This window comes from Segatella intestinalis, assembly GCF_029348455.1.
Taxonomy (GTDB): Bacteria; Bacteroidota; Bacteroidia; order Bacteroidales; family Bacteroidaceae; genus Prevotella.
The window spans coordinates 45,910-58,197 of the sequence record NZ_JARJVV010000004.1 but is presented as its reverse complement, the minus strand read 5'-3'; the positions used below and the strand labels follow the sequence as shown (position 1 = coordinate 58,197).

The window sequence follows — 12,288 nt, the reverse complement described above, 5'->3', positions numbered from 1 at the left end:
CGTATGGAAAGTTCAAGAAGACAGCAAGCCCAGGCTGATTTGGGCATGGATTTCGCTAAGGAAGACCAAAAGCGAGAGGCGGCTCTTGCCAAAGAACAGGCGAGAGCTGATAAAAAAGCAGCAAAGCGTGAGAAGATGATGAACATGCCATCTTATCGTCTGATGGTAGGTACGGCGAAGTATATGGACAAGTGGTTCTTGGATCCTATCCTTGGCTTCATCCTTCCTGTCGGTATTGGTGATGCATTGTCGAGCGTGTTTGCGTTCCCATTTATCTATTACAGTCTTTGCGTGGTTAAGTCGATTCCGCTGACTTTGGCTGTCATCTATAATATCTTGATGGATGTGCTGATAGGTGCCATACCTTTCTATATTGGTGACGTGCTGGATGTATTCAAGCGTTCGTATGTAGAGAACTTGAAGCTGATTACAGGCTATATCGAGGATGATAAGGAGATTGTCAATAAGGTGAACAAGAAGGCATTCTGGACGGCTGTGTTCATTGTCGTGCTTTGCTGGTTGATTTATGTGGTGATTTCTTGGGCCATCAGATTGGGAGCCATGGCTTATGATTGGATAGTTTCATTATTTTAAAATGAGTTACTTATGTTGAGAGGTGTCAAAACATTTGTCTGCAAAGACTGCGGACATAGATTTAAGGCATTGGATATGGAGTGGAATGCTACTGCTGCTTCTTATCCTGTGAAATGTCCTAAGTGCGGTAGTATGAATACAAAATAAAAATTTAGACAATGGAAGATGTAAATGATTTAAAGGAGAGGTTTTTGAAAGTTCAAAAACTATTTAACTCCAAGAAAAAGAACAAGATTAAGTTGGCTCTTGAGATACTTGATGGAATGTATAAAGAATATTCAGCAATAAACTGGATTGAGAATGTCGTTTCTACTAAAGCAGAAGACGAGAAGCAGCAAATGTTGCACTATGCTTATAAAGAAGCTTATGCTTTTCAGCTAATAGACCATTATAATCTATTATTGACTGTGGTAGGCAATGAAGCTTTAAAATCGGATGAACCTTCAAAATACAAAGCAGACTTAGATGAAGCGTATTCGCATGTAGAGTTTATCTTGGAAGAAATGGAGGCGTTGGAAAAAGCTGCTCCAAATGAGAAACTGAAGAAAAGATTACAGTTGGATCGTAGTCAGTGTAATGAATTCTATTCTATAGCTATTAAAATGATAAAATATCAAGACAACTTTTTAAATATGCCTCGGCTCACCCCAGATGAATAGCAACATTTTCTTTCAACCCTTCGTTGGCAAGGATTATTCCAACGGGGGGATATTTGGCAAGCGAATCATGATATTGGGCGAGAGCCATTATTGTGATGAGAGTTGTACGGATTGTGGCGACTGCCAGCTACATCGGGAGTGTATGAACTTTACGCAGCAGGTGCTTGATGATTATCTCAATGAGAACAAGGAACGGCAGAACTGGATGCGGACTTTCTTGAAGTTTGAGCGTTCGTTAGTGGGAGAGGAGACCAATCAAGCGATGAGACTGAAGATTTGGAACTCGGTCATCTTCTTCAACTATCTGCAAGCAGCGATGGGTGGCCCTCGCGAGGCTGGCGCAGCTGAGCAATATCACCAGGCTGGCAAGGCATTCTTTGAGGTCATCGAAAAGTATCAGCCTGAGTATGTCATCGTATGGGGCAAGAGGCTTTGGAATAATTTGCCTGGCGGTCACTGGCGCCAAGAGCAAGTTTCTGATGTTCACTGGGTGGATTGCAATGACATGGAAGTGGAAGGCACTTGGGTGCCTAATGGCTTCTACATGATGCCTGGTGGCAAGCATGTAAAGGCCCTTGTGGTGAATCATCCTTCCGTAGGCTATTCCTGGGATTATTGGTACAAGGTGATACAAAGATTTTTGAGATAATTTTCTCGCTTGCGCCACGATTTGACACACCTGACCTGTAATTTTGCATAAGATAAGCTGCACTCGGCAATTTGAAAGCAAGCTTTCATTGCGCTCGTTTGCATTATCTTTGCCGTCGTAAACATTAAAAACAAGGAATTATGGCACAGATTACAATCAATATCCAGACTTTGGACTGGACAATGGGGGAGACCGTAGGCTTGCACTTGATGCTGAAGAAAGGCAGCAAGGCAAGAATCGCTTGGGGCGATGGAAAGGTACAGGTCGTGACAGGTAAACAGAAACCTGCTTCCGAAAAGTTGGCTTGGGTGGAGGCAGGTCATTCCTATCCTGAGAAGGGCGTGTACTACACCATTACCATCTGTTCGGAAGAGGAGGATGCCATTATCGGATTTGATGGATGTGGCATGTTCGAGGTGAAAACCTTTGATGTGATTCTCACGGAATGTCCTAACTTGCGTATCTTGGGCTATTCTGGGTATGGCGAGGAGAAACTCGACGTGAGCAAGAATCCTTTGCTGGAGTTCATCGACTTCCACGAGATAAGAAACGAGAAGTTGGATTTCTCTGCCAATCCACTCTTGGAGGAGTTGCATATCGAGGGTGCCAAGGACTTGGTATCTTTAAACTTGAGCAAGAATGACAAGTTGCGTCGCTTGGACATCTTCATGTGCCACAATCTTCAGCATCTCGCCCTGAGCAATCAGTCGCAACTGAATGAGGTGGATTTCGCTCTCACTCATCTCCGTCCCAAGGACTTGGAGTATTTGGAGAAGACGTTGAAGCGAAACTCTCCCTACAAGATACGGGGAGGAAGCTTTGGCGACGATAAGATAATAGAAGTTAGTAATGGTGAAATCGTAGGTGAAGATGAAGGAAAATTGGATTCAACTTATCGATACAATTGAGAAAGATCCGTTTGAAACGGAGGCTTTCTTCACTTTGATGGATTATGTGGGCGAAGCGTCGGATGATGACAAGCGCAGAGTTGTACAAGAAGTAGAGCGTCGCATCAAGATGATTGCCCGTTATGATGCGGATAAGAGTTTCCTTTTCCGTAAGTTTAGCGAACAGGAGCGGGAGGTGCTTGATTCCCTTTGGAGTACTCGGGTAAAGATTCTCAATGTGATGATGTTAAATCCTACAGAGGAAGAAATCGAGCGTTTGGGACATCAGAACGATAAACTTCATGAACTGTCGAAGGATGCCTTTGCGCAAGGTCGCAACCTCTGGAAGTCTTTGTTGCACTCACCGAGCTTGATGGCAAACGAGGATTATTATGATGTGGAGGAGCACGTTGATTTCAGTTGGAATGATGAGGATTCCGTCCTCAAGATGGATAATGATGACTATTATGGCTCAGACTTCGAGTATATGCTCCATTTTCATTGCAATTTTAGGGATAGTGGGCGGTATTCGTATGAACCTTTGGTGGCTGATGATGGGACCAACTGGAATTTGGATTATCTCGACAATCAGGCTTTCGACAAGTTTTGCATCTGCCATCTCCTTCACTCGCTCCATAGTCATGAGCATTACTCTTTGCCCGACATCCTCCGTATGGATGATTTTTGGACGGATGTCAGCTTGAGATATGAGCGAGAGGTGTATCAATGGAAAAAAGGAAACGTAATCTTTAAAGAGGAAGTAAATGGAAAAGGAATGGATGAAACTGATAGATGATGTAGAGAACGACCGTAGCTATAGTTCGGAGCCTCACTTCAAATTTATAGACTTTATAAGAGAAAAGTCTACGATAGAGGATAAGCGTGCCATCGTGCAAGAGGTGGAACGTCGTATCAAGAAGGTGGTGAATCGGGAAGAGAACAATCCTGACTATTTCTTCAGAAACTTCAGTGAGTCGGAGCGAGAGCTCTTGGACGACTTGCTTGGGCTTCGTGAGGTGACGCTCGACGAGATGATGCTTCATCCTACTGCTGCCGAGGTGGAACGATTGAGCAAGTTGAACGACAAACTCTACAAGCTCACCTTAGAGTGTTTTGAGCAGTGCCGTAACCTTTGGCTTACGCTCTACCGTTCGCCATACAAGGTGGACGACCGTTTCTGCTACGACTTGGACAGTACGCTTCGATTCGAGTATGCTGACAAAGACTCGGTCTTGCATCTGGAGAATGATGACTATTACGGTTCCGACTTCGACTATATGATTCATCTGACAGATGAGTTGCTCAGTACAGGACATTGCAAGATGGATACCATCGTGAATGGTGCGTCTGCCAACTTTTTCGGCAACGAAGAGGATACGTTGAGAGAGTTGACTGATACGCTCGACGATGGCACGTCGTGGGCGGAAAGCTATCTGCACAACAAGGCGTACGACCATTTGTGTATCTGTTATGCGATGCATGCCTTGCATACTCATGAGCCTTGGTGCCTGCCAGATATTCTTCGTATGGATGACTTCACGGTGAGAGTGGAACTGAAATACGACCGCAATATATCCGAACAGCGAGATATTCGTTATGCTGATGATGGAAATGAAACCGACCCTCATTGGCCTGAGGATGTGCCTTGCTTGGGTAGAACACAAAAAGGCTGAGACCTTGACATAATAAAACAAGAAGTTTAACGTCATATATAAAAAATAGAAGATTATGAAGTTAGCAGAAGCATTGAGCATCAGAGCCGACTTGCAGAAGAGAGTGGGTCAACTGAAAGAACGTATCAAGGAAAGCGCCAAAGTGCAGGAGGGCGATGAACCCTGCGATAACGTGGAGGAACTGTACAAGGAACTGGATGACGTACTCGTCCAGTTGGAAGACTTGATTTATCGCATCAACATCACCAACGTTCAGATAGTTCAGGACGGAGACTCCTTGACTCGATTGATAGCCAAGAGAGACGTCTTGTCGATGCGTGTCAAGGCATTGAAAGAGGTGGTGAACTACGTAGCAGCCAACGATACACGCTTTGGCAGAAACGAACTGAAATATGTTAGAACCATAGATATAAAGGTTCTTCGTAAGGAGGCTGATACCTATGCCAAGCAGTATCGGGAACTCGACCTGAAAATTCAGAGTTTGAACTGGACTGTAGACTTGGTGGATTTGCAAGACTTGCCCCGATAATGGAGCGAGGATTGAATTTTTCATTGAGTAGATTAAAACTTTCGGAGAAAAGATAGAGGCAGCAAGAGGCTGACATCAGGCAATAGGTCTGTGTTAGCATTATTAAAAATTCATGTGTTTCATGCAAAGAGACGAGTTTGTTCACAGTTCATTTCAAGCATCGGGCACAAGTGTATCGCGCATTGGTATATGACAAAAGTCAGAAACGCCAGCATTTAGCATTACCATTTTGTTGGCTATCTTTTCTCCTTTTCTTTTTAGGCATTTCTTATAAATATTCATTAGATGTTTAGAGATTATGGACAATCGTGTAAAATTCTATAGTTGGCTGATAGGCCTCTTGGATCGTAAGCATCTTACCTTTGAGGAGATTGCTAATGAGTGGCGTGATGCCAACGCTAATCAGGATGAGGATGAGCTGGACAAACGTACCTTTCATCGTTATCGTGAAAATATCCAGTCGCAGTTTGGCATTACTGTGGAATGCAACAAGAGCGACGGCTATCGGTATTATCTGAAGCGTGATCCGATCGCTAATGATGATGTGACGGAATGGATGCTGAGTTCCCTGCGGTTGGCTTCGTTAGGTGATATGCTGAAGTATCACAATAAGGTGATGCTCGATACACCGCCATACAACACGGAATATCTGGATGATATTCTTGCAGCGATAGATAAGCAATATCTGCTGAAGTTTAAGTATGTTTCGGGTTTCGGAGCAGAGAGTGATATCGTGCTGCAACCGGCTTTCGTGAGATACTACAAGCAGAGATGGTATGTTGTGGGAGTGAAGAAACAACGTTCGGCGTCCGAAGGGAAAGCCAATTCAAGTGCAGAGGAAGATGTGAGAAAACTCGTTCGCTGTCTTCCTTTCGACCGCATCAGTTTCCTGAAGCTTATTTGCGAGAAGCATCCGTTGTCGGCAAAGATGAAGAAGTTCCTGACTCCAGAGAATTATTATGAAGATTGCTTTGGCATCTATCGGATGGAAGATGTGCCCGTGGAGAAGATCCGCATCCGTGCCTTCTATCCTGAATACAACTACATCGAGGAGGTTCCGCTGCACGAGAGTCAGCAGAAAGTAAAGGAGTCGAAAGACGGAATGTATCGGGAATATACCCTCACCGTTCGCCCCAGCCGTGATTTCCTTCAGGAACTGTTGTGGCATGGCAGAAATATCATCGTACTGAAGCCTGAGAGCTTGAGGCAGGAGATGATTGGTATCTTAAAGGATATGACGAAAAGTTATGAGACGGGCGAATGCCTGAATGGGGAGGAATAAAAGAATCCTCAGATAGGGAATACACTGTGTGCCCAATCTGAGAAATTCCTGTTATTTATATTCCTTCCGTTAGGAACTTGCGAAGATGCAGGTGCGTGATTCCGTCATTATCATTTTTGGTGAGCAGAGGAGTCATGGAGATAACGTACTTCGGATAGTTGTCTTTGATGGAACGGAGATTGCCAAACTCCCGTTCTCTGGTTGCATCGTCGGCTATGATGTAGGAAGCTTGCACGTAGATGCGTTCGCCGCCTGGTTTGGTACATACAAAGTCGATTTCTCCAGCTTGCAGTTGTCCTACATATACTTGATAGCCCAAGCGTATGAGGTTCTGATAGATGATATTCTCTATCACTTTCTCAATGTCTCCTTCACGTGTTCCCCCGGCAATGGCATTTCTAATGCCGTTGTCTTCAAAATAAAACTTATCGTTGGTTTCAAAGATACGTTTGCCGTGGATGTCATAGCGGTTCACCTTGTGTAGGATATAGGCTTCACAAAGGAAGGATATGTAATTGATGATAGCTGCCGAAGCAATGGATTCTCCTTGAGATTTCATATATTTGGAGATGCTGTTGGCTGAGATGAGTTTACCTGTGTTATCTGCCAGAAAACGCACCAGGTTCTCTAAGAATGGCACGTTTCTAATTTGGTTGCGCATAATGACATCCTTAAGTAAGACGGTATGGTAAATATCCATTTGATATTCACGTGCATCATCCTCTTCCAGTCCTATCTTTGCCAGACCAGGCAGGCCACCATACTGAATGTACAAAGCAAGTGCTTCGTCATTATCTGATAGTTGATGAAATTCCAAAAACTCGTTATAGCTCAGCGATTGGATATGGATTTCCTTATATCTGCCACCGATAAGAGTGCTCAGTTCATTGCTCAGCATGCGAGCATTGCTACCTGTGATGATAATGTCGGTGTTGGGTTCTGTGCGATAACTTCGAATGGATCGTTCAAATTCCTTGATGTCTTGTATCTCATCGATAAGGATATAGTTATGTTTATCAGATAAAAAATGCTCTCCGATATAGTCGTTGAGATCCTGATAGGTCTGAATGCAGTCAAACTCTCTTTTCTCCTTATCTATAAAGATGATATTGTTGCAGTCATCTGCCTTCTTGCGGTCACGAATCATTTTCATCATGCAGCTTTTTCCTACACGACGTTGACCTACTAATACGATGATGATCTCCTTTCCAAGATACTTTTCTATCTTGTCGATATATGATTGACGAATAATAGTTGCCATATTTTTATTACTTATAAATGAAATTTTCTGCAAATATACGAAAAGTTTTACTTATAAGTGATAAAACATATCTATTTTTGGTTTTTATAACTTATAGATGGTGTTATTTCAATGATATTCAATGCTTGTTGTAACCCTTGGCTACGAGTTTATCCTTGGCGCGCTCCACAGCCTGAGCCTGGAACTTCTCAACGTCCTTTTTTAGGGCATCGTGCTCGTCGATGTATTTTCTGATATTAGCATTCTTGCACAATAAAATGTAGAATTTTGAGTTATTATGAAAAAAGTTTTTTGAAGAAATAATGTTGCTTATGAAAAGAATGAAGAAAATGCTGTTGGTTGCTGCTTTGGCGGCAACCACACTTTCTGTTCATGCTGAACAGAAGAAGGGACCGGCTTGGTTGAGTGATGCACTTTTCTATCAGATTTATCCATCTTCCTATATGGATACTGATGGCAACGGTATTGGCGATCTGCCCGGTATCACTTCCAAGTTGGATTACATCAAGTCTCTGGGGGTGAACGCCCTCTGGCTCAATCCAATCTTTGAGTCGGGATGGTTTGATGGTGGCTATGATGTCATCGATTTCTACAAGGTGGATCCTCGATTCGGTACCAATACCGATTTGGTTACTTTGGTCAATGAGGCCCATAAGCGTGGCATCAAGGTTTGTCTCGACCTGGTGGCAGGACATTCCAGCACCAAGTGTTCCTGGTTTAAGGAGTCTTCCGAGAAAGATCCTAACCAGCGTTACAGCGACTATTATATCTGGATGAATGATATCCCTGAGAGTGAGAAGAAAGAAATAGAAGCCCGTCATCAGGAAGCAAGTCCGGAGTCTAGTACCCGAGGAAGATATGTGGAGGCTAATGCTCCTCGTGCCAAGTATTATGAGAAGAATTTCTTCGAGTGCCAGCCTGCCTTGAACTATGGTTTTGCTCATCCAGATCCAAATCATCCTTGGGAGCAGGGCGTAGATGCTCCAGGACCACAGGCTGTCCGCAGGGAGATACGTAACATTATGGCTTTTTGGTTTGATAAGGGTGTGGATGGTTTCCGTGTAGATATGGCGTCATCGCTTGTCAAGAACGACCCCGACAAGACGGAGGTTTCCAAGCTTTGGAAGGAGATGCGTGCCTGGAAGGATAAGTATTATCCAGAGACCGTCTTGATTTCTGAGTGGGCTAATCCGCAGCAAGCCATTCCTGCCGGCTTCAACATCGATTTCTACATCCATTTCGGTCTCAAGGGCTATGCCTCTCTGTTCTTCGACCGCAAGACTCCATGGGGCAAGTGGGAGCAGAGTTACCAGAACTGCTATTTCGACAAGCAGGGCAGGGGTTCGCTCAAGGAGTTTAGCGAGAACTATACCAAGGCATTCAATGCCACCAAGAATCTCGGCTACATCGCTGTTCCATCTGCCAACCACGATTACCAGCGTCCTAACATCGGTACCCGCAATACGCCAGACCAGTTGAAGGTGGCGATGACCTTCTTCCTCACCATGCCTGGTATTCCGTTTATCTATTATGGTGATGAGATTGGTATGAAGTATCAGATGAATCTCCCTAACAAGGAGGGTAGCAATGAGCGTTCTGGTACCCGCACTCCGATGCAGTGGACCAAGGGCAAGAATGCCGGCTTCTCTACGAGTGCACCTGATAAGCTCTACTTCCCTGTAGATACGGAAAACGGAAAGTTGACCGTTGAGGCTCAGCAGGGTGATCAGAAATCTCTGTTGTCATATACCCGTAAGCTGACCGCTTTGCGTCATTCAGCCAAGGCTCTTGACAATGAGGGTGATTGGAAACTCCTGAACCAGAAGGGACAGGAATATCCGATGGTATATGAGCGCACTTTGGGTGAGGAGAAGTATGTTGTTGTCGTGAATCCTGGTGCCAAGGCAGCCTCTCTCAATATCAGCTCCGTTGGTGGTAAGGCAGTTTCTGTTCTTTCCACAGGAAAGGTTGTGTATAAATCAGGAAAAAAGACTGATGTGATTAAAGCTTCTGGCATAAGTGCCGCCATATTCAAGGTGGAAAGATAGAACTTTTATAAAAACAGAAATGCGTCCGTATTGTGCGGGCGCATTTTTGTTTTACGGTCACGAATCATCTTCATCATGCAGCTTTTACTACACGTCGTTAACCTATTAATACGATGATAGTCTCCTTGCCAAGATACCTTTCTATCAATCTTCCTTCAGATACCAGTCCTTGATGTATCCGGAATAATGCTTGGCAAACTCCTCGGCTTGTCCGGGAGCGCAGGTCTTCACCTTCTTGGCAGGAATACCCGCCCAAATCTCATGTGCAGGAACCTTGGTGCCATGGGTAACTACTGCACCTGCAGCAATAATAGCCCCTTCTCCAATGTCAGCCTTGTCAAGTACAGTGGCATTCATTCCGATGAGTGCGCCTTTTCTGACTATGGCTCCGTGGACGATGGCACCATGTCCCACAGATACATCATCCTCCAGGATGCAAGGCATCGTACCGGTTTGATGAATGCAGGCGCAATCCTGCACATTCACTCTGTTTCCACATCTGATGGCATCCACGTCAGAGCGTAATACCGCACTATACCAGATGCTGCAGTCATCACCAAGGGTACAGTCGCCGGTCAGCACTGCGTTCTCAGCGATAAAACAATTCTTTCCCCAACGGGGAGTCTTTCCTTCTACTGTCTTTATAATAGCCATATTAAAAATGTATATGTTTTGCAATTTTATGAGCAAATCTGCTGGAATATATAGTGCTGCCTCAAACTATTTCATATACTTTTTCAACCACAAGTCGAAGAACTTGTCATATACCACGTAGGCATCATCCTGCTGGGTGATGAAATCTTTTTCCAACAATCCCTTCAAGGCAGAGTTGACAGAACTTGGTGATAGGAGATGGTATTTCTTGGCAAAGGCTCCGCTCTTTACGCTTCTGGCTTCGCCCTCTGCAGAGATGGCAATGAAGACATTGCGCTGCTTTTCCGGCATCTGGCGTAGAAGGGTCTCGTAGGTGTCTGATGCCATGTTGAGATTGTAGTTGATGGCGTCATCTACCATATCCAGAGTGCAGGTACCCTGCTCGGGAGTCTTGAGGAAGAGAACATTCATTACTCGCTGGATGTATGAAGTGACACCACCGAAACGGGCGAAGAGTTCTCCGATAATGGCTGCATCGAGATGTTTGTTGCGTTCCTCGAACTTGGCTGTGGCAAACTCCTTGTATTTTTCCACATCCAGCGGCTTCAGGTTCATCAGCGTTACGCTCTGATAGAAAGGGCGGGCAGGGGATGTGAACATTTCTGCCATCAGATGACGGTGAGAGCCCGAGAAGATGAAGTGGGCATTGGTGCATCGCTGGATGTAGGTACGGAGCAATGCCTCTATGCGATTGTCGGCATAGTTGGTGATTTGCTGAAACTCGTCGATAGCAACAAGGCATGGTTTATCGGCTTGGTTGAGATAAGCGAATATCTCATCAAGCGTAATTTCGGGATTTACTATGTTGCCGATGCCTATTCCCCAAACTGGAGCCCCGTTGATATCGAAAGAGATTTCTGAACGGAGAGAAGAGAGCGCTATCAGGAATTTCTCCCAAGCGCTTCTGCCTTTAGGGCGAAGTTCATCAATAATGGCTTTGCCGAACATATTGACCAGATCGCTGACGGAATTGGTTGAATAGATGTCTATGATAAAAGTATAATAATCTTTTTGGATGACTGGCTGGGCAAAGCAATGGTGAATCAGCTCTGTCTTTCCGATGCGTCGAGGGGAAATCAGAGCCATGTTATTCTCATTGGTCAGCATCTCTGTGATGTGCTGGGTTTCTTCCACACGGTCGCAGAAGTATTCCGGACCGGCGTAACCGTTTGTGACAAAAGGATTCTTCATTACCATATCTATACCTTATTATATATTTTACAGTATGGCTGCAACTTTGCGAATCTGCTTAAGTTTTTCTACCAAAGCATTATCTTTTCGAGCAGTATGCATATTGTATTTCATCTGCAATTTTAGGAGAGAATCTGCAGGAATATCTAATGCAGCCTCAAACATCAGAGCAGAAGTTGTGGTAACGGGACGTTTGCCATTCAGTATCTCGTTGAGTACGGAATATCCCATACCAATACTTTCCGCAAATTTTCTTTGCGAAATGCCACGTTCTTCTAATTCTTCTTTCAAAATCTCACCAGGGTGAGTTGGGTAAAAACCAAAACCTAAGTTTGACATAATGCTGTTTTTTATTTATAATGGTTTGATAATTCTAATATATTACATATCGTGATTTGTTTTTCGTTGCCAACAACTTCAGAATGAAACTCTATTCTATATTGGTCATTGACTCTAACAGATTCACGATCTTTCTTATCACCCACAAGAACTTCGTAATGTAAAGCTTTGTAGCGATAAAAATCAGCTGTACTGTTCAAGGATGCCATAAGGTCAATAACTCGAACGTACTTCTTTATGATTTGAGGTTGGAAGCGATACTTTTTGTTATGCGCTTTACCCTCATAATATAATTCTCGGAGATAATCCTCTTCAAATATTATTTCCATAATTATATATGTTTTATTGATTGCAAAGATAATACTTTATAATTAGTGTTCGCTATTTTTGCGAATATTTTATGGATTTTTATCTTTTATGTGAGATGATAAAACGCAGCAATTGTCATTTTTTTTCTCAAATGCTCCAACATTGTTGCTGATTGCTGTTTTTTTGCCATTCTTTATATTTGGCAAGTAGATT

At 43.8% G+C, this 12,288-nt stretch carries 15 protein-coding genes; 9 read left to right on the top strand and 6 right to left on the bottom strand.

Annotated features, from left to right (window positions below; translation table 11 throughout):
- Positions 1 to 3: 3 nt before the first annotated feature.
- The 8 genes from P3T48_RS03390 (at position 4) to P3T48_RS03355 (ending at position 6,273) form a co-directional block, all read left to right on the top strand.
- Positions 4 to 594: a DUF4112 domain-containing protein gene (locus P3T48_RS03390; protein ID WP_276505650.1), complete on the top strand. Its 591-nt coding sequence runs from the start codon at positions 4 to 6 to the stop codon at positions 592 to 594.
- Positions 595 to 752: 158 nt separating this feature from the next.
- Entirely contained in the window at positions 753 to 1,253 is a 501-nt protein-coding gene (locus P3T48_RS03385) for a hypothetical protein (RefSeq protein ID WP_276505649.1), read from the top strand.
- Entirely contained in the window at positions 1,246 to 1,902 is a 657-nt protein-coding gene (locus P3T48_RS03380) for a hypothetical protein (protein WP_276505648.1), read from the top strand. The genes P3T48_RS03385 and P3T48_RS03380 overlap by 8 nt, the downstream gene beginning before the upstream one ends.
- Positions 1,903 to 2,042: 140 nt before the next feature.
- The gene (locus P3T48_RS03375; RefSeq protein WP_276505647.1) at positions 2,043 to 2,810 is read left to right on the top strand and encodes a hypothetical protein; all 768 of its coding nucleotides are present in this window, start codon (positions 2,043 to 2,045) and stop codon (positions 2,808 to 2,810) included.
- Positions 2,773 to 3,585, top strand: coding sequence for a hypothetical protein (locus P3T48_RS03370; protein ID WP_276505646.1), 813 nt, complete (start codon positions 2,773 to 2,775; stop codon positions 3,583 to 3,585). Before P3T48_RS03375 ends, P3T48_RS03370 begins: the two co-directional genes overlap by 38 nt.
- Positions 3,554 to 4,462 (top strand): hypothetical protein, encoded by a 909-nt coding sequence (locus P3T48_RS03365; protein WP_276505645.1) that lies wholly within the window; start codon positions 3,554 to 3,556, stop codon positions 4,460 to 4,462. The genes P3T48_RS03370 and P3T48_RS03365 overlap by 32 nt, the downstream gene beginning before the upstream one ends.
- A gap of 55 nt (positions 4,463 to 4,517) precedes the next feature.
- Positions 4,518 to 4,991 (top strand): DIP1984 family protein, encoded by a 474-nt coding sequence (locus P3T48_RS03360; protein WP_276505644.1) that lies wholly within the window; start codon positions 4,518 to 4,520, stop codon positions 4,989 to 4,991.
- 298 nt (positions 4,992 to 5,289) lie between these two features.
- Positions 5,290 to 6,273: a helix-turn-helix transcriptional regulator gene (locus P3T48_RS03355; protein ID WP_276505643.1), complete on the top strand. Its 984-nt coding sequence runs from the start codon at positions 5,290 to 5,292 to the stop codon at positions 6,271 to 6,273.
- A 55-nt stretch (positions 6,274 to 6,328) separates the two neighbouring features.
- Here P3T48_RS03355 and P3T48_RS03350 read toward each other — a convergent pair whose 3' ends face one another.
- Together P3T48_RS03350 and P3T48_RS03345 are read right to left on the bottom strand one after the other, a co-directional pair.
- A complete protein-coding gene (locus tag P3T48_RS03350; RefSeq protein ID WP_276505642.1) occupies positions 6,329 to 7,534 on the bottom strand; it encodes an ATP-binding protein in 1,206 nt (401 codons plus the stop codon).
- 118 nt (positions 7,535 to 7,652) lie between these two features.
- A complete protein-coding gene (locus P3T48_RS03345; protein ID WP_276505641.1) occupies positions 7,653 to 7,787 on the bottom strand; it encodes a hypothetical protein in 135 nt (44 codons plus the stop codon).
- A gap of 67 nt (positions 7,788 to 7,854) precedes the next feature.
- Between P3T48_RS03345 and P3T48_RS03340 the strand changes: the two genes are divergently transcribed.
- Positions 7,855 to 9,582, top strand: a complete 1,728-nt coding sequence (locus P3T48_RS03340) for an alpha-amylase family glycosyl hydrolase (protein ID WP_276505756.1) — start codon at positions 7,855 to 7,857, stop codon at positions 9,580 to 9,582.
- A 144-nt stretch (positions 9,583 to 9,726) separates the two neighbouring features.
- Here the strand turns inward: P3T48_RS03340 and P3T48_RS03335 are convergent, their stop codons facing one another.
- The 4 genes from P3T48_RS03335 to P3T48_RS03320 all read right to left on the bottom strand — a co-directional run bounded on the left by P3T48_RS03335 (position 9,727) and on the right by P3T48_RS03320 (position 12,095).
- Positions 9,727 to 10,236: a gamma carbonic anhydrase family protein gene (locus P3T48_RS03335; protein WP_276505640.1), complete on the bottom strand. Its 510-nt coding sequence runs from the start codon at positions 10,234 to 10,236 to the stop codon at positions 9,727 to 9,729.
- A 66-nt stretch (positions 10,237 to 10,302) separates the two neighbouring features.
- Positions 10,303 to 11,427 (bottom strand): AAA family ATPase, encoded by a 1,125-nt coding sequence (locus P3T48_RS03330; RefSeq protein WP_276505755.1) that lies wholly within the window; start codon positions 11,425 to 11,427, stop codon positions 10,303 to 10,305.
- Positions 11,428 to 11,454: 27 nt separating this feature from the next.
- The gene (locus P3T48_RS03325; protein ID WP_158463540.1) at positions 11,455 to 11,766 is read right to left on the bottom strand and encodes a HigA family addiction module antitoxin; all 312 of its coding nucleotides are present in this window, start codon (positions 11,764 to 11,766) and stop codon (positions 11,455 to 11,457) included.
- An 11-nt stretch (positions 11,767 to 11,777) separates the two neighbouring features.
- Positions 11,778 to 12,095 (bottom strand): type II toxin-antitoxin system RelE/ParE family toxin, encoded by a 318-nt coding sequence (locus P3T48_RS03320; protein ID WP_158463541.1) that lies wholly within the window; start codon positions 12,093 to 12,095, stop codon positions 11,778 to 11,780.
- Positions 12,096 to 12,288 lie beyond the last annotated feature (193 nt).

Excerpts from the sequence above, each read along its gene's own strand:
- P3T48_RS03380 (WP_276505648.1), top strand. The coding sequence starts at position 1,246 with ATGAATAGCAACATTTTCTTTCAACCCTTCGTTGGCAAGGATTATTCC.
- P3T48_RS03375 (WP_276505647.1), top strand. The coding sequence starts at position 2,043 with ATGGCACAGATTACAATCAATATCCAGACTTTGGACTGGACAATGGGG.
- P3T48_RS03370 (WP_276505646.1), top strand. The coding sequence starts at position 2,773 with ATGAAGGAAAATTGGATTCAACTTATCGATACAATTGAGAAAGATCCG.
- P3T48_RS03330 (WP_276505755.1), bottom strand. The coding sequence starts at position 11,427 with ATGAAGAATCCTTTTGTCACAAACGGTTACGCCGGTCCGGAATACTTC.
- P3T48_RS03390 (WP_276505650.1), top strand. The coding sequence starts at position 4 with ATGGAAAGTTCAAGAAGACAGCAAGCCCAGGCTGATTTGGGCATGGAT.
- P3T48_RS03355 (WP_276505643.1), top strand. The coding sequence starts at position 5,290 with ATGGACAATCGTGTAAAATTCTATAGTTGGCTGATAGGCCTCTTGGAT.
- P3T48_RS03320 (WP_158463541.1), bottom strand. The coding sequence starts at position 12,095 with ATGGAAATAATATTTGAAGAGGATTATCTCCGAGAATTATATTATGAG.
- P3T48_RS03335 (WP_276505640.1), bottom strand. The coding sequence starts at position 10,236 with ATGGCTATTATAAAGACAGTAGAAGGAAAGACTCCCCGTTGGGGAAAG.
- P3T48_RS03350 (WP_276505642.1), bottom strand. The coding sequence starts at position 7,534 with ATGGCAACTATTATTCGTCAATCATATATCGACAAGATAGAAAAGTAT.
- P3T48_RS03385 (WP_276505649.1), top strand. The coding sequence starts at position 753 with ATGGAAGATGTAAATGATTTAAAGGAGAGGTTTTTGAAAGTTCAAAAA.
- P3T48_RS03365 (WP_276505645.1), top strand. The coding sequence starts at position 3,554 with ATGGAAAAGGAATGGATGAAACTGATAGATGATGTAGAGAACGACCGT.
- P3T48_RS03360 (WP_276505644.1), top strand. The coding sequence starts at position 4,518 with ATGAAGTTAGCAGAAGCATTGAGCATCAGAGCCGACTTGCAGAAGAGA.
- P3T48_RS03340 (WP_276505756.1), top strand. The coding sequence starts at position 7,855 with ATGAAGAAAATGCTGTTGGTTGCTGCTTTGGCGGCAACCACACTTTCT.
- P3T48_RS03325 (WP_158463540.1), bottom strand. The coding sequence starts at position 11,766 with ATGTCAAACTTAGGTTTTGGTTTTTACCCAACTCACCCTGGTGAGATT.